The following is a 26,875-nucleotide window of genomic DNA, read 5'->3' as shown; positions in this document are numbered from 1 at the left end:
TCGCCCAAACGCCATTGCGCGTTCGTTGATCAGCGTCGCTCCCGCATTATTGCGGTCGCAATTGACCTTACCCTCGGGCTTAATCCAGTTTGAAGTTCGTTCTGGCCCACGACAAGGACCAGAGCATGAAGCGCAGCCGCTTTTCGGAAGCAGATCATCGGGATTTTGAAGGAGCATGAGGCCGGCGTGTCGGTCGCCGATCTTTGCCGCAAGCATGGTGTCAGCGACGCCAGCATCTACAAATGGAAGGCCAAGTTCGGTGGGATGGCGGTGTCGGAGGCCAAGCGGCTGAAGACGCTGGAGGACGAGAACACGCGGCTGAAACGGCTGCTGGCCGACGCCATGCTGGACAATGCGGCGTTGAAGGACCTCGTGGGAAAGGAATGGTGACGCCCGCAGCCGAGCGGAAAGCTGTCGCCCATCTCCGAGGCGCCTTCGGGATGAGTGAACGGCGGGCGTGTAAAGCCATCGGCTGCTGCCGCATGACTGTGAGATACCAGACGACCCGGGCGGACGAAGCCGGCGTTCGCCAGCGCATGAGGGCGATCGCCCAGGAGCGCCGTCGCTTCGGCTATCGGCGCCTGCACGTTCTCCTCAAGCGGGAGGGCTATGTGATCAACCACAGGAAGCTGTTCCGGCTCTACCGGGAAGAGAAGCTTGCGGTGCGCCGCCGCGGCGGTCACAAGCGGGCGATCGGGACTCGGGCGCCGATGACGGTGTCGATGGCGCCGAACGACCGCTGGTCGCTCGACTTCGTGTCGGATCAGCTCACCGACGGCCGCCGCTTCCGCATCCTGACCGTCGTCGATGACTGCACGCGCGAGTGCCTGGCACTGGTGGCCGACACCTCGCTCTCCGGCACCCGGGTGGCGCGGGAACTGGACCGGCTTGTGATCGAGCGTGGCAAGCCGAAGATGGTGGTCAGCGACAACGGCAGCGAGTTCACCGGCAAACCCATCCTGACATGGGCCGATCAGAACCGCGTCGCATGGCATTACATTGCGCCGGGCAAGCCCATGCAGAATGCCTTTATCGAGAGCTTCAATGGCCGGCTGCGGGATGAATTGTTGAACGAGACGCTGTTCACGTCGCTGGCCCAGGCCCGCGTCGCGCTCCGATGCTGGCGGACCGATGACAACGACGCACGACCACACTCGCGGCTCGGATGGAAGACGCCGTCCGAGTTCGCCTTCACCTGCCATCCGCGCCGGGATCTGGCGCTGCGCTATGCCGAGGGCTCCGCGCCAGCTCCCGTCGCTACCACCGCCCAACCGGGCAAATCCAACAGCCGGGGCGAACTCTGGACCGGATAAAACTTGGGGGCAAGGTCACAATCTCTTATCTCGACAACCCATTCCATCCTGACGTTCTAGAAGCGCTGTCCAATCAACTACAGGCGCGCGGCTATCAAATCTTGCTTTTCACCGCAGCACACGGCTCTACAGCGGATCCCATGTTCGAGAATGTGATGCGCTATCAGGTCGATGGAGTTATACTTGCATCGACTATGTTGTCCTCTAAGCTTGCGCGCGAGTGCAGACGCGCCGGTGTTCCGATTGTGCTGTTCAACAGAACGACAGACGATGCCAACATGTCGAGCGTTACGGGTGATAATGAGCGTGGCGGTGCGGCGATAGCGTCCTTCCTCTTGGCGGGAAATCACAAACGTCTAGCTTTTTTTATTGCGGGCCTTGAGGAGTCCTCAACGAGCCGAGATCGCGAGCGCGGTTTCCGATCGGCTCTTGAGCGGGCCGGGTATACGGGGTTGCAACGAGCGGTCGGTCACTACAACCAAATGGAGGCTGCGGGAGCAACACGAGCTTTACTGCAGCAAAAGAACCGGCCTGACGCAATCTTTTGTGCCAACGATCACATGGCGCTCCCGTGCATCGAGGTGGTGCGACACGAGTTTGGTTTGCGAATTCCTGACGACTTATCCGTCGTAGGGTTCGATGATGCTGGCCCCGCTCGTTGGAAAAGTTTTGATCTAACGTCATTCTCACAACCGCTTGTACCAATGGTAACGGCGACTGTGGGAATGATTTCCGATCTCCAGAGCGGCCTAATCAGCCAGCGCGTCGTCTTGTCGTCGGCGGCGAGTTGGTAGTGAGGGGATCCGCACGTCTGCCTTTGGAAAACGGCGAGAAATGAAAGACAAGACGTTCCACTGCATTGTCCGTTACATTCTGGTCGTTAAGCACCAGGGACGAGATCGTCGGCGGTCGCCGCCCGGGCAAGCTCGAACGCTGTCGCCGCGGCCTCGAGACGGGCATCCTCCGGCACCGGATGGCAGTCCTTGATCACCTTGATCTGGCGCGTCGCGCAGCCATGACCGTGACACGTCGCCGCCGTTCCGAGCAGGCGATCGGCGGCAAGGCCGATCGCGTCGAGATAATGCCGCTCGGCGCCGGCGACCATTGCGGGCCACCTTTGCCGGTCGCGAGCAAGATGACGCGTCCCCGCGGCGGCGCCGGCAGATGCCCTGGCAGGGGAGCAATCGGCGGCGGGCCCTGGGCGAGGTCGGTGGAGGGGTTCGAGCTGGCATCGCCTTCTCGCAGACCGGCAGGCGCTCTTGAAGTCGGCTGGTACGGAGAGTGCAGGGCGTTGCCTCGGGATCGGCGCTATTGATCGGTGGTATGCTGCCGATCTATCGACGCTCTTTGCTGCAGGCGCGCGTAAAACGGCGCAAAAGTGCGTTTGTGTGCATAAATCCGGCGTTCTGGCGTGAATTAACGCTCTGAAATCTTACGTCAATCTGGCAGCATTGTGTGACTTCGTCAGGAGGGAGAACGCAATGTTGGTTCAAGAGACCTAAGTGTCGTCACAAAGTGGAGAATCGATCTCGATCGCCGCGCAGCGGCGATGAACCGAGCATTTCCACGCTTCAGAATACGCAGTTGCTCGGCACCCAAGGTCGGTGCGAGATCAGATAACAACCAGGGGAGTGGTGGCCAGGATGGCGGGGACAGTAATCGCGGTAAATGCTGCCGGACCTTCGGAGCCCTTGCGACGTGCTTCCTTGGCCGGGCCTACACGTTGGGCTTGGCTATTGCTGCCCGGGGGTATCTTCCTCGTGGCGCTCTTTGTCGTTCCAGTTGCGGAGCTTCTGTTGCTTTCATTTGGGATGCCAAACTGGACGCTCGGAAATTTCCTGCGTATCGCCGACAACGCTGCCTATGTCACCGTGTTGCGTAACACGTTGCAGATCAGCGCTTCGGTGACGGCGCTGTCGTTCGTGCTCGGCTATCCAGTCGCTTACGCCCTCACAACCGGCGGAACGGCCCTGCGTACCTTCCTGCTGGTGGCGGTGGTGTTACCCTACTTCACCAGTGTCTTGGCGCGCACCTTCGCCTGGGTTATCCTCCTTGGGCGCAATGGAGTTGTTAATGAGATTTTGCTTCAGCTCGGCATGATCTCGCAGCCGGTCGGCATGCTGTACAATCGATTTAGCGTCATTATTGGCATGACGCATATTGTTCTGCCACTCATGATCTTGCCGCTGTACACGGTGATGTCAGGTATCGACCAACGGCTGCTGCGCGCGGCGAGAGCAAACGGAGCAAATCCGCTCGCTGCATTCCTCACGGTATTTCTGCCGCTCAGTTTGCCCGGTGTGATCGCAGGTGTACTGCTGGCGTTCATCTATTGTCTGGGCTTTTACATCACTCCGGCGTTGCTCGGCGGCCTCTCGGATGTCACGATCACGATGGAGATCAGTTCACAGATCGTGAATGAGCTCAATTGGACGTTTGCCTCGGCGCTCTCGACCGTCCTTCTCGTAGCGGTGTTAGCTATTTTGTGGATTGGCGGGAAACTCTTTCCAATTGAGCAGCTTCTGGGATTTTCGGACAGTAATGCGACTTCCACTGTCCGCCGTCAGATGGGGGGACGGTGGCTGTTGAACATCGGCGTTGCGGCAAATGCGGTCGACCGTTGGCTCCCTTCGATGCGCGGCCATGGTGTTTCAATATTCGCGGGGGGTCTGGCAACACTATTGCTGTTGCCCGTACTAATAGTTGCATATCTATCGTTCAGCTCATCGTCCTATTTTGTTTTTCCCATTCCGGGCTATTCGTTGCGCAATTATGAAGCCTATCTGGCCAATCCAGTGTGGGCGCGCGCAACCTTAACCAGCATTCGCGTCGCCCTGATGGCCGCCGGAATGGCCACCGTACTCGGCGGCATGCTTGCCTTCGGATTGTCGCGCGGTCGCGTTCCCGGCCGTGGAGCGGTGGTCGCTCTCGTTCTCTCACCCATTATCATTCCGACGATTTTGTCCGCAGTGGCGACGTACTTCCTGTTGGTTCGAGTGGGGCTTCAAGGAACCCAGTTCGGATTGGCGCTTGGCCATGCGGTTCACGCTATCCCGTTCGTGGTAGTGATCGTGGTTGCGAGCTTACGCGACCTTAATCCGGCGTACGAGCGCGCGGCCCGCAGCCTCGGTGCCGGACCATTGGCAACCTTCCGCACGATCGTCGTGCCGCTCGTCATGCCGGCCCTCATCGTTGCCTGCTTCTTTGCTTTCCTGACTTCATTCGACGACGTCGTCTACGTCTTATTTGTCGGCATCGGAAGGATCACAACCTTACCGATGCGCATGTGGGAAGGGATCAAGCAGGACATCAATCCCACTATTGCAGCCGTAGCGACCCTGCAGATGCTGTTCGCGGCGGTTGTCATTATCGCTAGTGCCCTGCTGCGCCGTAAGAGTAGCTGACCGGCTCAGCACCATAACCAAGAAGCTACTTTGAATTGCGTTAGGGAGCTCCAATGTTGATGAGGACCAAGTTGAGCAGCGTCAGTGCGAACTCTGGAGCCATCGCGCTGCATAACCTGCAGAAGCGTTATGGTGGTGTCACGGCTGTTGACGACGTGAGTCTTTCCATATCGCCCGGAGAGTTCATTTCGTTGCTGGGTCCAAGTGGCTCGGGAAAGACAACGACCCTGATGATAATGGCCGGATTCGAAATCCCAGACAGTGGCCAAGTCCTGTTGGATGGGAAGGAGATCACACGGGATCCGCCCCATCGTCGCGAACTCGGTGTGATTTTTCAGAATTACGCTCTCTTTCCGCATATGACAGTGGCAGAGAATGTTGCATATCCGCTTCGAATGCGTCGTGTGGCCAAGTCGGAGGTCGAACAACGCGTGCATCGCGTGCTCGATCAAGTGCATCTCGGTGCTCTGGCCTCACGGTATCCGCATCAAATGTCGGGTGGCCAGCAGCAGAGAGTTGCCATCGCCCGGGCGCTGGTCTTCGAACCACCCGTTCTTCTTCTTGACGAACCTTTGGGCGCGTTGGACAGGAAGCTCCGCGAGCACCTCAGGAACGAGATCAAGAGCCTGCACAAACAAGTTGGTAAAACGATGATCTACGTCACGCACGATCAAGAAGAGGCACTCGCTATGTCCGATCGGATCGCAGTGATGCATGAGGGCCGAATTCGACAAGTTTCTGCTCCTCAGGAGATCTATCGCAAACCGGCCGACTTGTTCGTGGCGGGCTTCATCGGAGAGGTTAACCTCATACCCGTCAGTCTCAGATCCGGCATCGTTTACGGTTCTACAAGCGAGAGGTTGCCCGCGATGAGCTGGACTGGGCCAGACCGGGATGCGAGCCTTTGTGTTCGGCCCGAACATTTGCGTCTGGAGAAGAAAGCCATCGAAACCCGTGATGGAATTCGAGGACGCATCGTTGACATGACATTTGTTGGAGACGCGACGATTCTTGAATTCTGCAACGATTCTGGATTGCGGCTCACATCGAAGGTCCTGAACGTATCGGCTGACGCGCGACCCGCTATCGGCGATACATGCGTGGCCTCATGGGCTGCCAACGACGCGACTATTCTGGCTGAGTAGGTTGGCGAGCTTGCGCACGATGAAACTGCGAGCTGGCCCGAAACGACTTCAGCATGCGGTTCCGATCCGGGTCACGTGCGGCCCACGGTCTACGAGTGCAAGAGTCGTCGATCTATTCGGGGATCGTAAGGCACGTAACCGACGCCGCGTCGACAACTAGAGGCCGATGGCCGGGTTTGCGGACAATGTAGTTCTGTTCAGGATGGATGAGGAGCCTCATGACCATGCGGAAATTCGGCAGCAGTTCAAATTCCGGCCTGAGCCGGCGAACGGTACTGCAATCAACGGCAGGCTTATTGAGCGTACCGCTTGTAGGTAGGGCCACGGTTGCTTGGGCTCAGGAAAAGCTCGCCGGCAGCGGCGAAGTCGTCGTCTTTAGCGTTGGGGGGCCTTTTACAGAAGGCGTTCGGCGAAATGTCTACGACCCGTTCACCAAGGCGACAGGAATCAAAGTCGTAGATGTGGTGGCTGACGAGGCTGAACCACAGGCGATGGCAATGTTCCGCGCCGGCAAAATCGATTGGGACGTCATTGATGTGCAATCGTCGAACTATCCATCCATGAATGCAGCCGGGATGTTCGCGCCGATCGATTACAGTCTGTGGGACCAAGAATCCCTGGATGGCGTTCCGTCTCGGTCTCGCCTTCAATGCGGAGTGACGCGATACTCCTCCGGAGTTGTAGTCGGGTATGATGAGCGCGCGTTTCCAAAGGGCGGCCCAAAAAACTGGGCGGATTTCTGGGATGTCAAGAAGTTTCCGGGACCACGGGGGCTCGATACCACCAACGTAAGGTATAACTTCGTGTTCGCTCTCCTGGCCGACGGAGTAGCACGCAAGGATGTCTGGCCGCTGACCGATGACAAGCTCGATCGCGCATTTAAGAAGCTTGATGAGATCAGGCCGCACATCTCAAAGTGGTGGACTGCCGGCGGAGAAGCGCCTCAACTTCTGATAAATCGTGAATACGTGATGACCAGCATCTTCGATGGCCGCGCAATCAGCGCGATCCGCCAAGGCGCTCCGATTAAATTTTCCTGGGTAGATGCATACGTCAACTACAGCCCCATTTCAGCGATTATGAAAAACGGACCCAATACAGCAAATGCGCAAAAGTACATTGCGTTCATGAACCGCGCGCAGATTGCGGCCGGTTTTACGCAGGGAACGGGATATCCGTCCCCGAACACAAATCAGCTCAAATATCTACCGGCCGATTTGATCCCGCTACTGAGTGTAAATCCAGAGAACTCTTCAAAAATCGTCGTCCAGGACTCCGAGTGGCTCGCGGTGAAACGCTCCGACGGTAAGACCAACCTTGAGCACCTACGAGAGCGTTGGCTCGCGTGGCGCGCGAAATAGCAGTTAGTCGTCACGGCGGCGGAGTATCTTTGGTTCCGCCTACCCCGGCGGTTGATATGGGGACCGGTCGTGGCGAATATCTCGCGAAGCTAGAACACGCGAAACCGCCGGGCCGCCGCGGTATCCGAGTGATTCAAGCAAGGTTCTGCGGATTACGTCTTTGGAACTCCGTCTGAAGGGAGAATATCAATGATGAACAAGCACGACACGAAAGCAGCGTTTTCTCAGGACAAGCTCTGGTCCGCCCGGCGGAAGCGCAAACTGCAGTACTACGGTGCACCGGTGGGTATGTTGGGCGTCGAGCGCCTGACCATGGATGATCCCTTCGATCGTCCCTATCCGCCCGGAAGTTCGGGCAACGCAAGTACGTTCAGCGTCCCGGTGCGCTACAGGTATGTCAAAGGGTTGAAATTCGCGACGCTTTTAGATCTTGGCGATAAAGAGTCAGAATCGATGGTTGTGGAAGCGGCGAAAGAGCTTGATCGCGAAGGCGCGCAACTGATAACTGCCAACTGCGGATTCATGATCAGATACCAGGAAGCAGTTCGGGCTGCGGTCGACGTACCCGTCCTCCTTTCACCACTTCTTCTTATCCCGCTTCTCGAGCAGATGCTTCCGTCAGGCCGAACGGTTGGTATCATTACCGCGAAAGCTTCAGCGCTCGCGCCGGATTTCTTAGAAGCGGCAGGACTTCGGACAAACTTTCACCGTCTAGCGATCGCTGGGCTGGAAAGCGCGCCGGTCTTCTCTGCAGCGGTTATGACAGCGAGTGGTGACTTTGACTTCAGCGCGGTCGAAGCCGAAACTGTCAACGCCGCCTTGACCTTACTTGAAGCACGCCCGGACATCGGCGCATTCTTGTTGGAATGTTCGGAATTGCCTCCCTTCGCAGCGGCAGTTCAGCGGGCGACCGGCGTTCCTGTCTTCGACTTTACTTCGATGGTTGAATTCTTCGTTGCTGGTCTGAGACGAAAAGTCTTTATCGGAATCGACTAAATCCTATATTTCATCACAGATCCGGTCTGTAAAATTGCTGGTCATGCGCGCGCTATCGCAAAGGCCTACTCGAGGTCGTATCCCGGGTGATGGTGTAGCGGGTTAGTGAAGCCGCTCGCGACGCGCGCCTTGGCGCCGTGGCGAGAGAGCGGCTTCGCCGGTAGTCAACGATGATTCGTCGGTAAGGTCCGGGTTGCGATACCAACCCTGTTCGAGGAGCCACCGATGACCGACGACATGATGAACCTGCGCGTTCGTGGAGAAGACCCCAGGTGCTGATCTGTTGCGCGAGATGATCGGCTTTGCCGTCGGCCGTCTGATGGAGCTGGAAGTCGATGGCCTGGCGGGGCGGCTTACGGGCGAAGAGCCAAGAGCCTCTGGCCCGGCGCAACGGCTACCGCTATCGGAGCTGGGAAGACCCGAGCCGGCACCGTCGGTCCGCGTATTCCCAAGCTGCGCAAAGGCTCCTCTTCCCGCGCTTTGGTCGAGAAGGCGCCCACCGCCGTGGTGCAGGAGGCTTACGCGCAGGGCGTCTCGACCCGCTCGGTCGACGACCTGTTGCAGACGATGGGCATGAGAGGGATCTCCAGGAGCCAGTGTCGCGGCTGTGTGCAGTGAGATCGACGACAAGGCCTTCCTCAACCGTCCGATCGAGGGCTGCTGGCTCTATCTGTGGATTGACGCCACCTTGTGGAGAGCGCCAGAACGGCGCATCGTCTCGGTCGCGGTGATCATCTGATCATCGCGGTGGGGGTCAACAGCGACGGCCGGCGCGAGGTGCCCGGCATGGACATCGGTCCGTCCGAAGCAGAGACGCTCTGGACCGCGTTCCTGCGCAAGCTGGCGCGGCGGGGCTCGCGCGGCGTCAAACTCGTCATCTCCGACGCCCATGAGGGGATCAAACCACGGTCGGCAAGGTTCTCAACGCTACCTGGCATCGCTGCGGCGTCCACTTCATGCGCAACGCGCTGGCGCATGCCGGAAAGAGCGGCGGCGCATCGTTCCCGCCTTCATCGCAACCGCCTTCGCCCAGAACCATGCGGAGGCGGCGCGGGCGCAGTGGCGGCGCATTGCCGACCAGTTCCGCCCCAACTGCCCAAGCTCGCGGCGTTCCTCGACGAGGCCGAGACCGACGTGCTCGCCTACATGAGCTTCCCGGCCGCGCACCGCGCCAACCTTCACTCGACGGATGAGATGGACAAGCGATTTCTTCATGGCCGAGACGACGATTGCGGAGATCGCTGTAAGTCCATTCTTTTGTTCGGCTGCGCTGTGGGTCATTCTTCCGTCCCGGCCACCGATCTCGCAGCCGCCGCGCGCAGGGGCGGTCAAGGCTGGCCGCATTTGCGGCCACCGCAAGGCTTGGCCTTGACCGGCCCTGCGCGCGGCGGCACGCTGGCGTGGAATGGGACTTGCATTCCTGGCTAGAACTTGCCGTCAGCCGCGATTATGGTTGTTGGGCGCGGGCGACCTCGTGGTGAAGCGTGACGCGTCGGCTGCAAGCGTCACCGGACTGCCTATTTTGTCTTGCCGAGCTGAGGCGCCCGCGCGCCGGTTTTTGGCCGCCGCGGTTTCCATTGCGACACGAAGCGTTCGTAGCTGTGCTCCGCCTGGGCGGCAATCAACATCTCGTGGTCGCGCAGCGCCTTGATGTTGTAGGCATAGGCTGGTCCACGCCGGCTGCCTTTCTGTTGCGGATGTCCGGCTTGAAGTTGCATCGCGCGGGTCTTGTTGGCGACCAGCGCTGGGCGCGCCCACAGGTAATCCTCGCCCTTCGTCAGCAAATGCCAGCAGAGCACAGTGAGCTTCCGCGCCACGACCACCGCGGCGATCTGATGGCCGCGCTGGGCGCGGATGCGCACGAAAAACGCATGCAGTGGACCGGGCGCCTTGGCCGCTGCCCAGGCCGCCTCGACCAGCATGGCGCGCGCATGACTGCGGCCGACCTTGCTGATACGGCCGTGGTGGGCGGCTCCCAACCCGGACTGCCGGACCCGCGGGTTCAGCCCGAAATAGCTCACCAGCTTCTGCGGGTTGTTGAACCGGCTGATGTCGCCGATCGCCGCCACGATGCCGGCGGCGACCGCCAGATTCACGCCGGTAATCGTCATCAATCTGTTGACCGCGGAATCCTCAATTGCGTCCTGCGCGATCTCGCGGTCAAGCAGGGCTAGGTCTTCCGCCAGCCGGTCAAGCTCACGGACGTGCCGATCGATGGTCGCTCGCTCATCGTCGGGCAACGGGTGAGCGGCCAACCACGCCCGGCCGCGGGCGTTGAACAGATCGGCATGTGGGCACTTCGGGATCAGGTGTGCGTGCAGGATCGAATGCACCTCGTTCTTGAGCCGCGTACGATGCCGCACGATCTGGTAGCGCCGCGCCACCAGTCTGCGCTTGCGTTCGGTCTCTGCGTCAGGCGTCCAGATCTGCGGCAGGTATCCCGCCGCCAGCAGACTGGCGAGCGTGCCAGCATCGATCTTATCGGTCTTGACGTGAGCCCGGGCGATCGCCTTCACCTGCAACGGATTGGCGATAATCACCCGCGCCACGTATGGCGCCAGCACTCGCGACACCGCGATGCTGTTGCCGGTCGCTTCGAGCACCACCTCATCACTGGCCAGCAGGGTCTTGCCAAATCCCTCCAGCGCAGTCCGCGTCATATCAATGCGGCCTGCATGTCGAAGCCTGCCGTCCCGAAGGTTCGGTGGACATCAATGCCAATTACCCGTCGCATTCGCACCTCCTGTCAGATACGTCACGGGAGCTGCGGGCGACACGACAACTACGGATTCGCGCTCTCGGCGCAACCGGGCGAGTCGCAGAGGCGCAGCTACTAACTCGAGCTCTCGGCTCATCGTGCTCCCGGTGCCTCTGTCCCGATGGTCGCACCATACGCCACGATGTAGAATACCGCAGCGGAACGTTGGCACCGAGAAATCTCATACCGGTTACCAACCCGATCAAGCGCCTCAACGGCGAGATCAAGCGGCGGACCGAGGTGGTCGGCATCTTCCCCAACGAAGACGCGATCGTTCGCCTCGTCGGCGCGATCCTGCTTGAGCAGAACGATGAATGGGCCGTCCAGCGGGCCCGCTACATGACGCTGGAAACCATCGCGCCGTTGAGCGATGATCCCACCGTCAGCCTTCCGGCAATCGCCAGCTGACCTGTCCGGCCCATGCCGGTGAACGTGGTGATCTACATCACGCCAAGGGACACGATCCTACTCGAGCCCGAAGTCGCCGGTCCTCGGCCTTTGCAGACCGCGTGTAAAGACGCCTTTCCGCTGACGGCCATGCCGGCTAGAGCATTTTCCGACCTGGCGGAATCGAAAGGGATTCCCTTCCGGGGCAAATCGTGATTCACCCTGAGGGCTGGTGATGGAGGCCAGCCCCCATGGCTAAACCCCTCTCGCCGGACCCTCGCCTTCGCCTTGTTCGGGCCGTGGAAGATGAAGGCATGAGCTGCCGCCGGCCGGTTCGGCGTGGCGCCGTCGACAGCGATCGAACTGGTCAGCGAGTGGCGAAGCACCCGCGCCTGTGAGGCGGAGCGCAGGGTGGCGACCGGCGTTCGGCTCGGATCGAGGGGCATGCTGCAGAGATCCTCTCCCTGGTCGAGGCTACGCCTGACATGACGCTGGCCGAGATCGCCGATCATCTCTTCAAAGTCCACGGCGAGCGTTTCGCGCCGAGCGTGGTCTGGCGGTTCTTCGATCGCCGCAACATCACGTTCAAAAAAACATCGCACGCCAGCGACCAGGATCGGCCGGACGTCGCCGCTGAACGCGCGGCGTGGAAGGCATCCCAGCCTGAGATCGACATCCACCGGTTGGTATTCATCGACGAGACCGGAGCCTCGACCAAGATGGCGCGGCTCTATGGCCGTTCGCCGTACGGCCAGCGCTGTGTTGCAGCGCTCCCGCATGGTCATTGGAAGACGACGACCTTCGTCGGCGCGCTCAGGGCGACTGGCATGACGGCGCCGATGGTCCTCGATGGCCCCATGGATGGTTCGGCGTTCGAGGCTTACGTGACGCAAGTCCTCGTGCCGACACTCAGGCCCGGCGACATCGTGGTGATGGACAATCTCGCAGCACACAAGCGGGCCGAGGTCGGCATCGCAATCGATGCAGCGGGCGCTCGGCTCCTCTATCTGCCGCCTTATTCGCCCGACCTCAATCCGATCGAAATGGCCTTCGCCAAGCTCAAAGCCGCCCTTCGAAAGGCGGCCGCCAGATCTATCGAGGCTTTGGTCAACGCTATCGCCCTCGCCTTGGCCGCCTTCACCGCCCAAGAGTGTCTGAACTTCTTCGCCGCTGCCGGCTATGATCGCGTCTGATCAGAATCTGCTCTAGCAACGGCAGTAAAGGCACTTGCGCAGAAGCGCTCGGCTCAGGAAATGCAGTGAGAATCGCCAGTCTCGCTGAGATGATCGAGCCGCAGCGCAGATCGCATCTGCGGAGTGCCGATCACCAGCGAGGGCTTAGCCGTCACCGGCGATGAAATCGAACGCTTTATATGTAGTGCGACAATATACTATTATGCGATCGAAGCCATTGTCAGCCGCCATAGATCTGTGATGTCGTAAACAGGCAACTTGGCCGTACGACGAATCGCATGCGAGAGGAAAAGCCCTACGTTGTTGGAACGCCACCTTCGTTGGCTGGTAGGCCGTCGGTTTCGAATTGGATATTGCCGTGTGCTAGAACCGAACTCTTTATCGCGGCCGGCTCACTAAGCGTACAGCACGGCGCCGGAAGATTTTCAGGATCAATACGGCAAGAACAGACTTGCTCAGGCATTCCGGCGCACCGGGATGTACCGCAATAAGGTATCCAATGATCGAAGCGTCGCTGCCGGTTCCATTAGCCGGGGTCTGCTTGTTGCTCCACAATTCGAACGTCCGCGGCGATCGCGCCGACTGGGCCTATGAAGACAGGATTTAAGTCGATCTCCGCAACTCTCGGATTAGCGAGGATCAGATCCGAAACCGCAACGATAGTCCTACACAGCGGTTGAAGCGGGATCGCGTCGCGCCCTCGAGCTCCACTTAGAAGTGCAGCCAGCTTCGTGCGTTTGATAAGCCGTTCGGCGGCCGCTTCATCTAGTCCGGCGAGATCGAATGCTACATCTCCAAAGAGCTCAACGAAAATCCCGCCAGAGCCAACCATGACAATCGGCCCAAAGGTCGGGTCGCGGAGCGCCCCCACCCCGCCTCGACCCCAGACCTTACCATCGGGCCAATCCCCAGCCGGCGCTCACTCGAGGGCCCCGGCATTCGAGTGTCTGCTAGCATGCGCTCCACCGCCCCGCGCAACTGGGCTTCATTTGTAAGATTGGCCGCGACTGCACCGACCTCGGTTTTATGGGCTACGCCGGGAAGCAGAAGCTTGAGCACGACGGGATAACCCGTCCTGCCTGCCTCCTGCACCGCCGCTTCGGCATCTGCCACCTCGGTGAGAGGTGAAATGGGCATGCCGTAGCCACGTGCCAGCTCGGCCGCGCTTGGAAATGAGAGGACATTTGGCGCCTGCACAGCCACTGCCGAGTTATGTCCGGGCTCTTGGAATACAGAACGCCCTCCATGGCCAAACGGACGCCCAGCCTCGACGAGAGAAGAAAGTGCGCGTGCCGCTGTCTCGGGCTGCCGAAAGACAGGGATCCCGCCGGCCCTGAGTAGGTCGAACGCAGGAAGCGGATCATCCGCATAGATGGATTGTAGCACCAGTGGCTTCGCATACCGTTTGACCAAGCTGCAGAGAGCGCGGGCAGAAGCTGTATAGGTATTCGTGCCCTGTTCGAGATCTGTACGTAGCCCGCCGAAATAGCCGTACACGAACACTGAATCGACCTTATCTTGTTGCATCGCCAGTTCGACGCACTGCTGGTACACGGCAAGGGACCGTTCCTCACCAGCGCCCGCAAACTCTATTGGATTGTTCACGGAAGAACGTGGGATCAAAATATCCCGATACTTCGCCTGGACCTCCGCAGAAAGCCTGGGCACGATCAAACCTTTGCGTTCCAGCGGCGTCCGCCGTGAGCGTCGCCAGACCGCCGCCGCCACCGATGACCGCAACGCCTGTTCCGTGTGCGAGAGGAGCCTTGGAAAGCGTCAGGGCAACTGGATAGAGATCCTGTAGGTCTTCAACCAGAACGGCTCAGGCCGATCGCAATATCGACGAGTAGGCCTCGGCGGAGCCCGCGGGGCTTGCTGTGTGCGACACCACGGACCTGGCTCCCGCAGAAGTCCGACCGCCTTTGATTATGACGACAGGCTTACGAGTGACGGCTTCACGGACTGCCGAGAGAAATGCGCGCCCATCACGCACACCCTCGACGTAGGCGACGATCACCTTCGTGGACTCGTCTTCAGCCATAATATCGATGACTTCCCCGATCTGGACGTCGGCTTGATTCCCTAGGCTGACGCATAGGCTTGGGCCACCGCCAAGCTTGCGCGCCTCCAAGGCAATTGGGGCCGATAAGCCTAATTCCAGCCTGAGCTGCGCGTTGCACCAACTCATCTTGTAGAGTCGCGCCTACCTCTCCTGTTTCAGCCAGGCCCGCCGTGAATAGAGCAATCCCGCCTACGCCTGCACGCGCGCAATCGTCTAGCCGTGGATCATCGCAATAGTTGGTTTGGGAACGCTCCAAACAGAGTAGCAGAACTACCGATACTTGCTCATCAGCCTACTCCGCTCGTCAGCAGTCAGATCTGGGTCTCCTGACTCGTCGCCAACATCAAATCCAGTTGAGAATGCTCAATCTCCGGCCCCTCTTAGGACGACAACCCGAACATCCGGATCGCGCTCGACCACTCCGAGTGCATCCAAACACTCCACGTAAAACTTATGGGTAAATGCATTCAGCTTATCGGGGCGGTCAAGAGTTATTCAAGCGACGCGGTCGTTCGCCTCGTACAGGATTGTGCTATATGCCACGATTTAATCCTCCTGCCTACTCCGGTGAGGTGACGCATCCTATGTTGCGACAAGCTCTGCTAAAAAAACTCCGATTTAGAGTGTGTCCATTCAGGAAATGAGCAAGATATGTTAACTTATCAATCAAATTCGGCGCAGGAGACCGTCTATCATCGAGAAGCAACCCGATAAGAGTTGCTCACCCGACGGTGAGTGCCTTTCGATCGCATCCAAGAGAAGTCTGCTGTGTAGAAGGAACTGAAGTCATGGCAATGCCAAAAGGCCCGCAAGCATTTCCTCGGACTGAATATCTGCGAAGACTCTCAGCAGTAAAATCTGAAATGCAGCAGCGCGGAATCGATGTTCTGATCGTAACGACACCCCAAAACATTGGTTATCTCACGGGTTACACCGCCAAGTCCGCTTATGTACCTCAAGGTCTAATCGTTTCGTTGAAAGACGAAGAGCCGACTTTCATCCTGAGACGCATGGATGCGCCGGCTGCAATCTATCAAACGTTTTTGGCCCATAATCAAATTATTGGTTATCCGGAAGGATTAATCGGAAACCTGGAGAGGGACGGCTTTGATACAATTGTTGACTTCCTTCTCGACAGTGGTGTTGCAAAGAGGCGGATTGGTCTCGAGGAAAAGTTTCTAACCCCACAAACAATTGCCAAATTCAAATCTCGGCTTCCTGAAGCGTCGATTGATGACTTCAGCAACGGGGTCTCGTGGATTCGTCTGGTAAAATCAGATTTGGAAATTGCCGTGATGCGAGAGGCCGCGGCCATTACCGATGCTGGAATGCGACGAGCGCAAGAGGTTGTACGTCCTGGGGTAAGGGAAGCGGACGCTGCTGCTGAGATCATTTCAACGTTGGCGCGCGGCGCAAACGGAAAAGTCGGCACTGATGTACATCACTCGTTCTTCTTATGCGCTTCGCCGCGAACGGGCACTTGCCACATAAAGTGGACCGAAGAGACGTTCCGGGAAAGCTCCCAGGTCAATTTGGAGTTTACTGGAGTCCGTCACGGCTACGTTTCGCCGCTCATGCGAACCTTATCGATCGGCAAGCCGTCCGATCGGCTGCGCCGTATTCATGAGGGCGAGGTCGCAGCCCTGGAGGCCGCACTGCTGACCGTTAAGCCGGGTGCTACTTGTGCGGACGTTGCAACTGCCTTCAAAAACACGCTTCGAAAGCACGGGTTCGAAAAAGAATCGCGTTGCGGGTATGCTATCGGCCTCGATTGGCTTGAGCCGACTGCAAGCCTCAAGGAAGATGATCGTACTATCTTACAACCAAACATGACGTTCCATTTGATGCTGGGGAATTGGATCGACGAAGATTTTGGGTACTCACTCAGCGAGACAATCCGAGTCACAAAAGGCGGGGTCGAAACGTTCTCGAAGTTGCCGCGCGAGCTATTCGAAATCCATCCATAGCGGCGCGAAAGCAATAGACCTGCTGGAAGGCTTTGATCATGCAGTCGGCTTCCGCATCAGTCCCGAGAGTTTGGCAGGCATGTTCTGTATGCGCGGGGTGCGGTAACTCCCGCTAACAGTGTGGCCTTACAATCACGGGAAAGATGTCGCATTGCGCGACCGACTTTGATCGGGGGTGTTCCTCCCACTCAGGCTTTGGCCCAGGAGAGAATCTTCGGGCCCGTACTCGTTGCCCTGAGCTTCCGAGACGAGAACGGACGGCAAACTTAGGCCGATCAACGTGTCTGTGCAGCAGCATTGAAGAAGGGCAGATCTTCGTAAACAATTATGGCTCGGCGGAGGCGCCGTTTGGTGGTGTCAAACGATCCGGTTTGGGTCTTGAAAATGGATTCGAGGAGGTTGTGCGGCTTGCGCTCCTGAAGAGGGTCGCAATCCGCAACGGCATCTAATCTCGAGCGGGATCACCTGAGTTCGTATCGGGGGCTGACACGTGAGCATCAGTGACGAGGTCCAGAATCGATCCTCCTGCTGAGCGTTTGCCTCACAGGATCCTCTTTTTGAAGACATGGTACCTATTGCGAGCCTATCGCATAGCAATCGGCACCGGGCTCGAACGCTAGTGGAGAAATGGAGATGTTGGCATCACACGGACGCATCGTAATGGTTTCGGGGGCATCGCGAGGTATCGGTCGCGCGGTTGCCGATCGCCTCTTCAACTCAGGTTTCACCGTCTCGGCTGGGATGCGTCAGCCAGATCAGTGCACGTCGAAAGAGCGTTTTATGGCGAACCGCTACAATGCGATCGAACCTGGGTCTGCCGAGGCTTGGGTGGCTTCAACAGTGTCTAAGTTTGGTCGCATCGATGCCGTCGTAAATGCGGCAGGCATAAGCCACAGGGTGAATGTGTCGGACAACGAAGAGGACCTCCTGGACGAAATGTGGCAGGTCAACGTAAAGGGACCTCTGCGTGTGATTCGCGCTGCGTTGCCATACCTCAGGGCGTGCGGACAAGGACGCATTGTCAATCTTGGCTCGCTTTCAGGGAAGCGCGTCGCATCAAATGTGGGTTATGCGATGAGCAAATTCGCGGTAGTAGCACTCACCCACGGTATCCGACGCGAAGAACGCGAAGCGGGCATTCGGGCGACGGTCGTCTGCCCTGGGCATGTCGCTACGGACATGACAATAAATTCGACTGACATTCCGCGCGGTGAAATGACGCAGCCTGAAGATCTCGCAGAGTTAGTAGAGACGGTCCTTCGCTTGCCGAACAATGCGGGAGTTTCGGAACTGCTTGTGCATTGCCAATACGAGCCCATGCTTTGAAAGAGGAGAAAGTCTTCATCGCATGCTGTTTGAAACGATGGTTTCGTGCAGCCAGCATCGCTTCCGCACTTGCCAGGCACCCAACAGTACTGAAAATTAAAAAAGTGACATCCTGCATATCGCAACGCGCAATTGCGCCAGCCTCGGCCTAGGTGGCCCCTTCGCGACGACATGATGGGGACGCACACGCCGTTCAGCCCGGAAGCATCGGGGCTCACCAGGAATGGTCCGTCCAGCATCGCGCCTCGCAACGCTCCCATTCGGCGTCCGGAAACTGATCGATTGGTGCGAAGAACTGACATCCGGCATTCAAGACAAGCATGTCGAGATGTCCAGCGGCTGCGGGGACATGGCTGATCATGGCCCGATTCCCGCTTGCAGCGGCAAGGTCAGCGTGGAAGACACGCTCGCCGGCAATATCCTCCACGTACACGTCGGCACCGCGCTCGCGAGATTCGCTGACGATGGCTCTCCCGCCACGGGATGCGCGAAGCGACAGCCGAGGCGCGCGCGGACTCCTCTCCGCCGCAAGGCGCAACCGTCGATCGTTTCTGGATGGTTAGCAAAAGCTCACACCGAAAAGCTTCGCGCCCCCTCGTCTTAGTCGATGGCGTGATGCGTCTCCTCGCCCTTGGCGATCGTGTTGGCTTGCCGCCGCGATCGCACGTGTGCAGTCTCTCATCGGTGAGCGCGGTCTCCAGCGCACCGACGATGCCTTCTTGGTGCTCCGGCCCGCATCAATAATCGAGCATCATCGCCGCCGACGGGATGAGCGATGGGTCGGCGCGGTGCACGTTCGCCATTGTGATCGATATGCCGTCCGACTTGCTCTCCGAAGTGAGGTCTCGTCTCCACGCTCTGGGCGAGGTCGAAGGCGAAAGAATATGGTCGAGACCGATGCGCGCTATCATCGCTCTTTCCCTCGCTACTTCAAGATCCGGCCGTCGATCGAGGGATATTCCCAACCGATGCCCTCGCGGACCACGAACAAGTTGATGCTGCCGGGCTTGCGGCTGGCAAACGGCGGGGTGACGGCCGACACACGCGAACCGGACGAAGGTTGACATGTTGATCGAGTTCGCAACGCCACTCAATCAGCGAGCCCCGGGGAGAGATGTGGTCCGACCAGCCGACCTCGCCCAAAAGTACCGAGTCATGCTTGCCGATTTGTTCTTTCTACTCGTCGGAGATTTTGTGCCTCAGCAAGTAGCGAACATGCCGAATTTGAGCCAATTCGTGATCGGTGAACTTTTGCGTTCTATTTCAGATGCAGGGCATTCCGGGCTGATTCCCCGGACATTTTGCAGCAATCCTGCGCTGTCGAGGGTATTTCATGGCGTTTGTGCGTCGGCTCGCGTTACATTCATCGCAGCCGCGCGAGGCCATTCTCGCTGCAAAGGGGATACTTCCGGGGAAATGTCGGTGATTCATGGATTGCTCGGGGCCAGTCCAAATGATCGCGATTATTCCTCATCAACTCGACAGGCTGATTGTTGCAAACCTGAAGCAACGCGACGAGCTTAAGCGGAAAACCAAAGTAAAACGCTCGATCGTGGAACGCGATTAACTAACTAGCATCGAGGCCATCTGGGGTTCCACTACTCCCGATGCTTGAAAATGGAGACCGTGCCGGCATGAACAAACCGCAGATGGCCAGCGACAGCGACCTATCAGCTCTCTTCCGGCCGAAGTCTATAGGCTTGGTCGGCGCCAGCCCGAATTCAAAGTTTGGTCCTCAGTTCCTTAGGCTACTGGAGCAGCTTGGCTACTCAGGTAAGGTGGCCGTGGTGAATCCGCGGTACGAGGAGGTCGCGGGTTATTCGTGCCATCCGTCGATCAAGAGCATGCCGTTCGTGCCGGACGCTGTCTTTGTTCTGCGAGATGCGGCGTCGACGGTCGCTGCTATCGAAGAGGCGGCAGACGTCGGAGTGCGGGCGGCGGTAACGGTTGCTACGGGCTTCGCTGAAGCGGGGGCGGAAGGGGCCGCGGCGCAGGCGCGGCTTGTGAATGTAGCGCGAAGGTCAGGAATGGCGGTTGTCGGGCCGAACTGTAGCGGCCTGATCAATTGGGCTGATCGCGTGCACCTCAATTTGGGAGCGTTCGAGCCCAAGAAGGCGGGGCACGTGGCTCTTATTGCGCAAGGAGGTGGGCCAAAAAACGCCCTCGTCGCAAATAGGCGCGGCGTGCGTTGGAGTCATGTGGTGTCCTGTGGAAACGAGGCTGTTACGGGAAGTGCCGATTTCCTTCGGTACTTCGTTGACGATCCACAAGTGCGAGTTATTTGCGGGTTCATTGAGACGCTTCGCGATCCCGAGCGTTTTTTCTTCGAGTGCGACCGAGCGCGTGACGCCGGAAAGCCCGTAATCTTGCTGAAGTCGGGACGTACTGACGCTGCTCAAAAGGCGGCCGCGGCGCATACGGGTGCGCTTGCCGCACCGTTCCGACTCTACAGCGGGCTCTTTAAAAGGCACGGCGTGGTGCAGGTCGACTCTTATGAGGAGTTGCTCGCATCAGCCATTGCAATGCAGGGGGGGCGATCACCGGGGGAGGGGAGGCTTGGATTGGCCTCGTCGTCAGGTGCGTGGCTTGAAATGATCCTGGACGAATCGTCGAAGTGCGAAGCGCTCAGTTATCCTGACTTTGAGCTCCAGACGGTGAAGACGCTCCGTAGCGTGTTACCAGATCTCGCGGCTTGCGGGAACCCTCTAGACTTCTGGGGTCTGAAGAACCAGAAGGAAGATTCTGCCAAAATTTATGATGCAATCGCAAGCGACGCGAATGTCGACATCTTTGTAACTCCCTACGACCCGAATCACGTCGGCACGACAGGCGAGGAGCAGGAAATGTGGGCCGACTGCGCAGTGGAAGTCGCCGGGAGGACGGACAAGCTTGTCACTTTGATCACGCCGGTGGATGCTTCGGCGTTGCCCGAGCAAATCGACCGTTTCCTGGAAAAGAACGTCGCCGTCCTTGGTCAGCAGGAGGCTTTTCGCGCGCTCGACCGAGCCGTGACGTGGAGGCGACCTGTGCCGCCGATCGCGGACCAGCCGCCGATCGACACGCTCGGGATGGCCGCGCGGCTTCATGACTTCCGGGGAAAGCCTTTCGCGGGAAGGCCTGCATTGGATTTTCTGGCGGCCGCGGGCATTCCTGTCGTCGAGAGCCGTTTCGTGACGAGCGTCGATGCCGCAGTCAATGCGGCTGACGAGCTTGGGTACCCCGTTGTCGTGAAGATCGGAGACACCGACGTACTGCATCGAACCGAGCTGTCCGGTGTGATCACGAATTTGCGAGATGCGCAAGAAGTGTCCGCCGCAGCGAAAAAGCTACTAGCTGCAGGTTCAAAGTTGCTCATTATCCAGTCGTATGTGCGAGATGGGGTCGAGATGATCTTGGGTCTGGAGACCGATGACGTTCTGGGAACCTTCGTATTGGTCGGCCAGGGCGGCATCTGGACGGAGATCATGGACGATGCAGCTCTGCGCCCCGCAGGTCTTCGGGTAGGCGAACCGGAGCAGATGCTCTCGGAGCTGCGCGCGGAAAAGCTCTTGCGTGGGGTGCGCGGTGCGGCTGCCCTCGATACTCAAGCTCTGTTTGGAGCTGTGAGACGACTCGATGCGATCGCGCGGGGTCTTGGAGACCAAATCAGCTCAATTGACATCAATCCTCTCTTTGTGCGGAAGCAGGGTGTCGTCGCAGTTGATGCGCTTATCGTCCCCGCCTCCGGTGCGAACGGTTCGCGGAGGAAATGATATCAGTCGACGAGATCCGGAGCCGTTGCTCTCAAGACATGGGAGCGGCGTTGCGATTAAGTGAGCAAGTCCGGCTAACGCGTTCCGATTCTGTCACCACTGATTAGAAATTAGATCAGTGGTTGGCATTTGACCGTTTAACCCATAGGAGCATCTGATGACTTACAGCACCATTCTCTACGAAGCAGACGATCGCGTCGCGCGGATCACGTTCAATCGACCCAAGAAAATGAACGCGCTTTCTCTTAAACTCTGTGGCGAAGTCCAAGATGCGATGGCGACTGCCGAACGCGATCCGGAAGTTCGGGTGATCGTGATTACTGGTGCCGGGGGACGCGCATTTTCGGCCGGCTACGATCTCGACGATCCAGACAATGAAGTGAAGTTTGGGGAGCCGCGTTTGCTCGAACATTATGACAGGCGCAATAGTAAAGACTTCCAGTTCAACTATTCTCCGTTCAGATGCACCAAGCCCGTAATCGCGATGATCGACGGCTACTGCTTGGCCGGCGGCCTAGAGTTCGCAACTTTGTGTGACCTTCGCTATTGCTCTGAAGATTCACGCTTCCAGGTCAGTGAGACACGGTTTGCCTCTGGTGTCCTGACCATGGCAATGCCTTGGGTGATCGGTCAACGTTGTCGCGAGCTGATCTACACGGGGGACATGTTCGATGCTCAAGAGGCGTATCGGCTCGGTCTAGTGAACCGGGTCTTTCCGAAAGACCGCCTCGACGAAGAAGTTACTCGCATCGCGAAGCGCATGTCGCGGATCGCCATGCCGACTCTAGTTTGGAGCAAAAGAGCTCTCAACCATTCACTACAAGTGGCAGGTTTCGATTCTGCGCTGCGCTATGGTGCCGAAGCCAACTTGATAATGGAAAACTCGCAATCGGAGTTTAAGCGCTTCGGTGAGCTTATTGTGTCCGATGGCCTTGAGGCGGCTCTGAAGTGGCGCAATGGGATCTTTGAGCCGTTTGAATCGAAAGCGGCGAAGCTGAACAGCACAGCTGAAAAGCCTTCCAGGGCAGAGTAAGCCTTCTATCGGCTAGGGCAAAGTAAGCCTTCTATCGGCAGATCGGATTCTAAGGCTAAACATCGGCAACAGAAGGCTTCTTTCTTTGCGGGAACTTTCAAAATGACTTCTGATAATTCGAACGTCCACGGGAGCGCCTGTGGTGAGTTCTCGGGGTGGCGAACGTCTGTCCATACTCCCTATGAAATCCATAGCGGGCCATTTTGGTACCGGCAGGAGCCAGGCGGCAGCGTGCGCAGCGCATTCCGGGTTGAGAAAAAGCACTGCAATGACTCGGGAAACGTGCACGGCGGCTGCTTGATGACATTTGCCGACTTTTGCCTAAGCGTGGCCACCTTACCGGTGCTTGAAGGACAGGCGCCCACAACCATAAACTTCAGCGGCAGCTTTATTGATGCTGCGCAGGAGGGGGATCTAATCATGGGCAACTGCGAAATCACCCGAGCCGGCCGCTCGCTCATCTTCGTGCAAGGCCGGTTGACTACCAATGAGCGGATCTTGTTCACGTTCTCCGGTACGGTCAAGCGAGGGCAGAAGAAGTCCGTAGCACAGTCAAGCTCCTAACTTGGCAAATTTTCAGTTTGGCCTCTCGAGCTTTGCTAGCCGAAAGTCTCCGTCCTAGTAGAAGAAAGACGCATATGCCAATTGACTACGAGCGAATTATGGCCATGAAGAACTTTGGCCAGAAAATTAGTTACGCCGATCGAGAGGCCATGCTCTACGCCTATTGCATTGGCATGGGAGCTGATCCCATGGATGAGAGAGAGCTTGCGTTCGTTAATGAGGCGACGGCGACGCCACGGCCTCTGAAGGTAGTGCCAACCTTCGCGACCGTAGTCGCTTACAGCGCAACAGTAGGTGAACTGAACTACAACCGTCTAATGGAAGTGGACGGCGAGCGCGATATAACCTTTTACAAGCCGCTCGCGGCGGCCGCGCACATCACGGCCGACTCTTCCGTCATCGCTGTTTACGATAAGGGCAAGGACAAGGGAGCGGTTATCCGAACTCAGCACGTGCTGAAGAGCAACGATGGCGAACCTCTGGCGACCGTGGTTGGCTCGTTCTTCGCTCGCGGAGATGGTGGCTTTGGCGGACCGGCGGGCAACCAGCTTAAACCACACCTGATGCCGTCCCGTACTCCAGACAAGACCATCGAAATCGCGACTCGCCCTGACCAAGCGTTGATCTATCGGATTTGCGGCGATCGGAATCCATTGCATTCCGATCCAGAATATGCGCGGCACGCCGGCTTTCCCAAGCCCATTCTGCACGGGATGTGCACCTACGGGATCACTTGCCGCGGGATCTTGCAAACATACGCCGACTACGATCCAGCGGCCTTCCGGCGGCACGCAGCCCGGTTTTCGGCGCCCGTTTATCCCGGTGAAACCTTGACACTCGAGATGTGGAAGGACGGCGATGTGATCTCGTTCGAAGCCAAGGTGAAGGCGCGCGGCGTTACCGTGATCAAGAACGGTATGACGGTGCTGGGGTGATCTGCTAAACGTGGCCTACCCCCTAGTGATCGCATCGTTCAGTTGAGGGCATCGCCCAGGAGCTGACGGTTCGAGGTTGCTTAGCGCGAAATGGGCTATCTGCCCAAGCCTGTGCGTGTTCCCTACATGTAAAATGCCATCAGGCGATCGACGCGATCATCATCCGGCAAAGGCTTGTGATGTCGTAGACAGGCAATTTCGTGAGACGACGGATTGCCGGCGCGACCAGCGGAAATCCTGTGCATTCGAACAGGATTCCACTGATCTCTTGATGCTCCGCACGGAGTCGCGCGACGCAGGCGGCCACATCCGTCTCAATCGCGGACACATCAACGGGGGGGGCCGGTCGCTTCAGCTCGTCGTTCCAGAACTTGCTGCCTTCAATACCGCCGATCACGATTCTTGCCCGCTCGGCCGGATCATCGACCCCAAGCAGATCTTCGCCCAATTGGGTCGAGTCGTAAGTCAAGACGGCGACCTTGGCGGACCTCGGCAGCTGTCGGAGCAATGCTGGTAACAGAAGAAGGCTCGACATCGCCACAGGAACGTTCACCGATGTCGCCACCGCAGCCTGATGTCGGATAGAAAAGCCACAGTTAGAGCTTATTGCGACGGCCCCCCTCTCGACTAGCCGCCGGGCGGCTGCAATGTAGGACGGCTCCAGCGCTGGATCACCTTGGACGACATTCTCCACCCAAGCTCCCGCGACTGTTTCCGATATTATCGGAAAATCGTAAGTAGCCGGATTCAGCATCGAGCCAGGTAGGTATGGGCGCGGCGCGTCCCGAGGCAGTCCGCGCTCGAGGAGGAGGACTCCGAGAGAGCGTTGGATTTGTGATGTCATGAAGAAAATTATAGCACTGCTTCAAGTCAAATTCATCTAATCCGGGCTTTGCTATCGCCGAATTTCTGCGCCTAATCAGTAGATCTCGCAGTTTCAGACGACCAACCTACCACCAAGCCACCGCTCGAGGACCAATTGCCGCCCGAGCGGCGAGCTGAGCTCTGGATCCCAGCGTCCGCCGCCGTGGGCGCATCTTGGCGTCGACCAGAAGCGTGCCACGAGCGTCAGGCGCACGTGCGCGTTATCATCCTGCGAGTAGCTCAACTGTGAGCGTGTCACTGTGATTGAGGCTCATCTGTCGACCGGGCGGCAAATCCGATAGAGAAGCTCAACGCTATGGAATCAATCGCTCCACCACATCTGCGGCTCGGCGCCTTCCAGGCCGTCCACAGGCTCATCGCGCTGCTTAAGAGCCCTTCGTGATGGTGAGCCGGATTGACGGCGGCGGACACAAGGGCTCGATCGAGTCGCCGCCAACTCCCACTCCTGCATTGATTCATAGAGCAGGTAAAAAGTGATGCTGGCTACCTGCCGCAGGGTGCTGCCTGAAGTGGCAAGGTACGGAAGCGGGAACGGGATTAGGATCTGGACGAACTGATCATGTCAGCCCGTCCGAATGCGCATGGTCCGGCTGATTTTGACAACGAAGTTCTGCGTCACGATTGGCAAATTCGCCTGATGTAAGCGCGTCCCGGCATGATTTGACGACTTTCTTCTCCGGGACAGGATAAGTCTCTCGCTTCGGAAAGGTTCGACACACGACCGTTTCGAGCCTTGGTACCAGATGCCGGTATTCATGTGGCACGAAGGCCGTCTTCTGATCACAGGCCGCGCAAAGCCGCACAGCGAACCTCCGCGGCCGTCTACGAAGCCATCGCCGCCTATATCGATTTGGTGCGACGCGAAGGCGCGGTGCTCATGGTGCCCGTGGCGGTGTCTGCCGCACCGAGCGCCCGTCGCGGACGCGGCCTTCGAACATTTCGCGGATGCCATCTGCGAGGGCGAGGACGATAGTTGTCTTCGAGGGTTTTCGCATAGGCCAAAGACGCGGCGAGAGGCTGCCCGTCAAAGACGAAATCGGCGCGTCGCCACCACGCTTCGACCAGGAGTTCATTGCGCAGGCGATGCGCTGCGGCGAGATCACGGCCGTCGGCGACGATGACGGCAAAGAGGCCGACATGCGGGATGTCGAAGCGAAGGTCAGCGACGAGGCCCCGAGCACCGCGACAAATATCTGCGCCTGACGGATCTCGCCGGTTTGCGGATCGATCACCTCCACCGTCGGACCGGCATAGTCGGTCTGCATCACTGCACCCGCCGCGTGGCGATGACGGAAGGTCGGGTTCGCCCGGCGCCGATAGGCGTCAAATTTCTCGCAGAACCACGTGTAACCATAGCCGTCGGGATGCGCCGTCCGGTATTCCTGCCACAGCAGCGTCAACGTCACGCCCTTGCGCTTGAGCTCCTGCGCCACCCGTGGCCACTCGGGCTCGCTCAAGTCCTGCGGGGGCCGCCCGACCCGCCGGAACAAGGCTCGCTGCAAGGCCGCCTCGTTCTCGTAAATCGGCGGCAGCGGCCAGCTCAAACCCGCTTCACGCGCTCGCAGCAGGTAGGTGGCAACCGAACTCTTGCTGATCTGCAGCCGTTCCGAGATCTCCCGAACCGACAGGTCCTGCTCGTACGTCAGCCTCAGGATCGATCGTAGGTCCTTCACAGTAATTCGTTTCGCTTGCTTCCGTCTCGGCATTGCCCCTCTCAAACTCAGCTTGAGAGAGAACATTGCCTGAACGGCGCTCCCGAAAACCAACCTCCCGCAACTGTCCGCGATTTAGCGG

Annotated in this window: 22 protein-coding genes and 6 pseudogenes; 18 read left to right on the top strand and 10 right to left on the bottom strand. The window is 58.5% G+C overall.

Annotation, left to right across the window (positions count from 1 at the left end; translation table 11 throughout):
• Nucleotides 1–125 precede the first annotated feature (125 nt).
• Nucleotides 126–1,313 (top strand): annotated as a pseudogene (locus tag XH92_RS36215) (IS3 family transposase).
• Nucleotides 1,196–2,107, top strand: coding sequence for a substrate-binding domain-containing protein (locus XH92_RS36210; RefSeq protein WP_246788617.1), 912 nt, complete (start codon nucleotides 1,196–1,198; stop codon nucleotides 2,105–2,107). The pseudogene XH92_RS36215 and the gene XH92_RS36210 overlap by 118 nt, the downstream one beginning before the upstream one ends.
• 86 nt (nucleotides 2,108–2,193) lie before the next feature.
• On the opposite strand, the gene XH92_RS36205 is transcribed toward XH92_RS36210, so the two are convergent.
• A complete protein-coding gene (locus tag XH92_RS36205) occupies nucleotides 2,194–2,418 on the bottom strand; it encodes a DUF4147 domain-containing protein (protein WP_194456358.1) in 225 nt (74 codons plus the stop codon).
• A gap of 655 nt (nucleotides 2,419–3,073) precedes the next feature.
• Here XH92_RS36205 and XH92_RS36200 point away from each other — a divergent pair.
• The 5 genes and pseudogenes from XH92_RS36200 to XH92_RS44100 form a co-directional block, all read left to right on the top strand.
• A complete protein-coding gene (locus tag XH92_RS36200; protein WP_194456357.1) occupies nucleotides 3,074–4,717 on the top strand; it encodes an ABC transporter permease subunit in 1,644 nt (547 codons plus the stop codon).
• 71 nt (nucleotides 4,718–4,788) lie between these two features.
• A complete protein-coding gene (locus XH92_RS36195) occupies nucleotides 4,789–5,862 on the top strand; it encodes an ABC transporter ATP-binding protein (RefSeq protein ID WP_246787916.1) in 1,074 nt (357 codons plus the stop codon).
• Between the two features lie 218 nt (nucleotides 5,863–6,080).
• Nucleotides 6,081–7,223 carry an ABC transporter substrate-binding protein gene (locus tag XH92_RS36190; RefSeq protein WP_194456355.1) on the top strand — a complete coding sequence of 381 codons (1,143 nt, stop codon included), beginning with the start codon at nucleotides 6,081–6,083 and terminating at the stop codon, nucleotides 7,221–7,223.
• A 189-nt stretch (nucleotides 7,224–7,412) separates the two neighbouring features.
• Nucleotides 7,413–8,219 (top strand): AroM family protein, encoded by an 807-nt coding sequence (locus XH92_RS36185; RefSeq protein WP_246787914.1) that lies wholly within the window; start codon nucleotides 7,413–7,415, stop codon nucleotides 8,217–8,219.
• Nucleotides 8,220–8,621: 402 nt separating this feature from the next.
• Nucleotides 8,622–9,062, top strand: a pseudogene (locus tag XH92_RS44100) (transposase); the annotation flags it as partial.
• Nucleotides 9,063–9,173: 111 nt separating this feature from the next.
• On the opposite strand, the gene XH92_RS44095 reads toward XH92_RS44100, so the two are convergent.
• Together XH92_RS44095 and XH92_RS36175 are read right to left on the bottom strand one after the other, a co-directional pair.
• The gene (locus XH92_RS44095) at nucleotides 9,174–9,500 is read right to left on the bottom strand and encodes a hypothetical protein (protein WP_371817865.1); all 327 of its coding nucleotides are present in this window, start codon (nucleotides 9,498–9,500) and stop codon (nucleotides 9,174–9,176) included.
• 236 nt (nucleotides 9,501–9,736) lie between these two features.
• A pseudogene (locus XH92_RS36175) lies at nucleotides 9,737–10,953 on the bottom strand (IS110 family transposase).
• A gap of 213 nt (nucleotides 10,954–11,166) precedes the next feature.
• Here XH92_RS36175 and XH92_RS36170 point away from each other — a divergent pair.
• Nucleotides 11,167–11,385, top strand: a pseudogene (locus tag XH92_RS36170) (transposase); the annotation flags it as partial.
• Between the two features lie 230 nt (nucleotides 11,386–11,615).
• Nucleotides 11,616–12,557, top strand: a pseudogene (locus tag XH92_RS36165) (IS630 family transposase).
• A 526-nt stretch (nucleotides 12,558–13,083) separates the two neighbouring features.
• Here the strand turns inward: XH92_RS36165 and XH92_RS44090 are convergent.
• The 4 genes from XH92_RS44090 to XH92_RS44080 form a co-directional block, all read right to left on the bottom strand.
• On the bottom strand, nucleotides 13,084–13,389 hold the full coding sequence (locus XH92_RS44090) for an acetate--CoA ligase family protein (protein ID WP_194456353.1): 306 nt from the start codon (nucleotides 13,387–13,389) through the stop codon (nucleotides 13,084–13,086).
• Nucleotides 13,344–14,297 (bottom strand): acetate--CoA ligase family protein, encoded by a 954-nt coding sequence (locus XH92_RS36155; protein ID WP_194456352.1) that lies wholly within the window; start codon nucleotides 14,295–14,297, stop codon nucleotides 13,344–13,346. The genes XH92_RS44090 and XH92_RS36155 overlap by 46 nt, the downstream gene beginning before the upstream one ends.
• A gap of 82 nt (nucleotides 14,298–14,379) precedes the next feature.
• Entirely contained in the window at nucleotides 14,380–14,745 is a 366-nt protein-coding gene (locus XH92_RS44085; RefSeq protein ID WP_194456351.1) for a hypothetical protein, read from the bottom strand.
• Nucleotides 14,746–14,982: 237 nt separating this feature from the next.
• On the bottom strand, nucleotides 14,983–15,063 hold the full coding sequence (locus tag XH92_RS44080; RefSeq protein WP_371818107.1) for a hypothetical protein: 81 nt from the start codon (nucleotides 15,061–15,063) through the stop codon (nucleotides 14,983–14,985).
• Between the two features lie 344 nt (nucleotides 15,064–15,407).
• Between XH92_RS44080 and XH92_RS36140 the strand changes: the two genes are divergently transcribed.
• From XH92_RS36140 to XH92_RS36130, 4 genes are all read left to right on the top strand, one after another.
• Complete coding sequence (locus XH92_RS36140; protein WP_194456350.1) at nucleotides 15,408–16,586, top strand: Xaa-Pro peptidase family protein; 1,179 nt, start codon at nucleotides 15,408–15,410, stop codon at nucleotides 16,584–16,586.
• Between the two features lie 120 nt (nucleotides 16,587–16,706).
• Nucleotides 16,707–16,856 carry an aldehyde dehydrogenase family protein gene (locus XH92_RS44075; RefSeq protein WP_371817864.1) on the top strand — a complete coding sequence of 50 codons (150 nt, stop codon included), beginning with the start codon at nucleotides 16,707–16,709 and terminating at the stop codon, nucleotides 16,854–16,856.
• A gap of 14 nt (nucleotides 16,857–16,870) precedes the next feature.
• Nucleotides 16,871–17,035 carry an aldehyde dehydrogenase family protein gene (locus tag XH92_RS44070; protein WP_371818106.1) on the top strand — a complete coding sequence of 55 codons (165 nt, stop codon included), beginning with the start codon at nucleotides 16,871–16,873 and terminating at the stop codon, nucleotides 17,033–17,035.
• A 184-nt stretch (nucleotides 17,036–17,219) separates the two neighbouring features.
• Nucleotides 17,220–17,912, top strand: coding sequence for an SDR family NAD(P)-dependent oxidoreductase (locus XH92_RS36130; RefSeq protein ID WP_194456348.1), 693 nt, complete (start codon nucleotides 17,220–17,222; stop codon nucleotides 17,910–17,912).
• A 214-nt stretch (nucleotides 17,913–18,126) separates the two neighbouring features.
• On the opposite strand, the gene XH92_RS44065 is transcribed toward XH92_RS36130, so the two are convergent.
• On the bottom strand, nucleotides 18,127–18,339 hold the full coding sequence (locus XH92_RS44065; protein WP_371817863.1) for an SDR family NAD(P)-dependent oxidoreductase: 213 nt from the start codon (nucleotides 18,337–18,339) through the stop codon (nucleotides 18,127–18,129).
• 457 nt (nucleotides 18,340–18,796) lie between these two features.
• Between XH92_RS44065 and XH92_RS36120 the strand changes: the two genes are divergently transcribed.
• The 5 genes from XH92_RS36120 to XH92_RS36100 all read left to right on the top strand — a co-directional run bounded on the left by XH92_RS36120 (nucleotide 18,797) and on the right by XH92_RS36100 (nucleotide 24,196).
• Nucleotides 18,797–18,976 (top strand): hypothetical protein, encoded by a 180-nt coding sequence (locus tag XH92_RS36120; protein WP_194456347.1) that lies wholly within the window; start codon nucleotides 18,797–18,799, stop codon nucleotides 18,974–18,976.
• Nucleotides 18,977–19,546: 570 nt separating this feature from the next.
• A complete protein-coding gene (locus tag XH92_RS36115) occupies nucleotides 19,547–21,664 on the top strand; it encodes an acetate--CoA ligase family protein (protein ID WP_194456346.1) in 2,118 nt (705 codons plus the stop codon).
• Nucleotides 21,665–21,821: 157 nt separating this feature from the next.
• Nucleotides 21,822–22,697 (top strand): enoyl-CoA hydratase/isomerase family protein, encoded by an 876-nt coding sequence (locus tag XH92_RS36110; protein WP_194456345.1) that lies wholly within the window; start codon nucleotides 21,822–21,824, stop codon nucleotides 22,695–22,697.
• A 102-nt stretch (nucleotides 22,698–22,799) separates the two neighbouring features.
• On the top strand, nucleotides 22,800–23,261 hold the full coding sequence (locus tag XH92_RS36105) for a PaaI family thioesterase (protein ID WP_194456344.1): 462 nt from the start codon (nucleotides 22,800–22,802) through the stop codon (nucleotides 23,259–23,261).
• Nucleotides 23,262–23,335: 74 nt separating this feature from the next.
• Nucleotides 23,336–24,196: a MaoC family dehydratase gene (locus XH92_RS36100; protein ID WP_194456343.1), complete on the top strand. Its 861-nt coding sequence runs from the start codon at nucleotides 23,336–23,338 to the stop codon at nucleotides 24,194–24,196.
• 139 nt (nucleotides 24,197–24,335) lie between these two features.
• On the opposite strand, the gene XH92_RS43375 is transcribed toward XH92_RS36100, so the two are convergent.
• Complete coding sequence (locus tag XH92_RS43375) at nucleotides 24,336–24,749, bottom strand: hypothetical protein (protein ID WP_246787913.1); 414 nt, start codon at nucleotides 24,747–24,749, stop codon at nucleotides 24,336–24,338.
• Nucleotides 24,750–26,202: 1,453 nt separating this feature from the next.
• Nucleotides 26,203–26,787: pseudogene (locus XH92_RS36090) on the bottom strand (sigma factor-like helix-turn-helix DNA-binding protein); the annotation flags it as partial.
• Nucleotides 26,788–26,875 lie beyond the last annotated feature (88 nt).

Origin of the sequence: Bradyrhizobium sp. CCBAU 53421 (genome assembly GCF_015291625.1) — a bacterium.
Lineage (GTDB): Bacteria > Pseudomonadota > Alphaproteobacteria > Rhizobiales > Xanthobacteraceae > Bradyrhizobium.
The sequence above is the reverse complement of the archived record's forward strand: the minus strand, read 5'-3'. Positions and strand labels throughout refer to the sequence as shown.

What these genes read in the sequence shown, in the direction of transcription:
- XH92_RS36190 (WP_194456355.1), top strand. Translation starts at nt 6,081, where the DNA reads ATGACCATGCGGAAATTCGGCAGCAGTTCAAATTCCGGCCTGAGCCGG.
- XH92_RS44090 (WP_194456353.1), bottom strand. Translation starts at nt 13,389, where the DNA reads ATGGTTGGCTCTGGCGGGATTTTCGTTGAGCTCTTTGGAGATGTAGCA.
- XH92_RS36140 (WP_194456350.1), top strand. Translation starts at nt 15,408, where the DNA reads ATGGCAATGCCAAAAGGCCCGCAAGCATTTCCTCGGACTGAATATCTG.
- XH92_RS44085 (WP_194456351.1), bottom strand. Translation starts at nt 14,745, where the DNA reads ATGAGTTGGTGCAACGCGCAGCTCAGGCTGGAATTAGGCTTATCGGCC.
- XH92_RS36105 (WP_194456344.1), top strand. Translation starts at nt 22,800, where the DNA reads ATGACTTCTGATAATTCGAACGTCCACGGGAGCGCCTGTGGTGAGTTC.
- XH92_RS36205 (WP_194456358.1), bottom strand. Translation starts at nt 2,418, where the DNA reads ATGGTCGCCGGCGCCGAGCGGCATTATCTCGACGCGATCGGCCTTGCC.
- XH92_RS36110 (WP_194456345.1), top strand. Translation starts at nt 21,822, where the DNA reads ATGACTTACAGCACCATTCTCTACGAAGCAGACGATCGCGTCGCGCGG.
- XH92_RS36130 (WP_194456348.1), top strand. Translation starts at nt 17,220, where the DNA reads ATGTTGGCATCACACGGACGCATCGTAATGGTTTCGGGGGCATCGCGA.
- XH92_RS36185 (WP_246787914.1), top strand. Translation starts at nt 7,413, where the DNA reads ATGATGAACAAGCACGACACGAAAGCAGCGTTTTCTCAGGACAAGCTC.
- XH92_RS36115 (WP_194456346.1), top strand. Translation starts at nt 19,547, where the DNA reads ATGAACAAACCGCAGATGGCCAGCGACAGCGACCTATCAGCTCTCTTC.
- XH92_RS44095 (WP_371817865.1), bottom strand. Translation starts at nt 9,500, where the DNA reads ATGACCCACAGCGCAGCCGAACAAAAGAATGGACTTACAGCGATCTCC.
- XH92_RS36120 (WP_194456347.1), top strand. Translation starts at nt 18,797, where the DNA reads ATGGTCGAGACCGATGCGCGCTATCATCGCTCTTTCCCTCGCTACTTC.
- XH92_RS36100 (WP_194456343.1), top strand. Translation starts at nt 23,336, where the DNA reads ATGCCAATTGACTACGAGCGAATTATGGCCATGAAGAACTTTGGCCAG.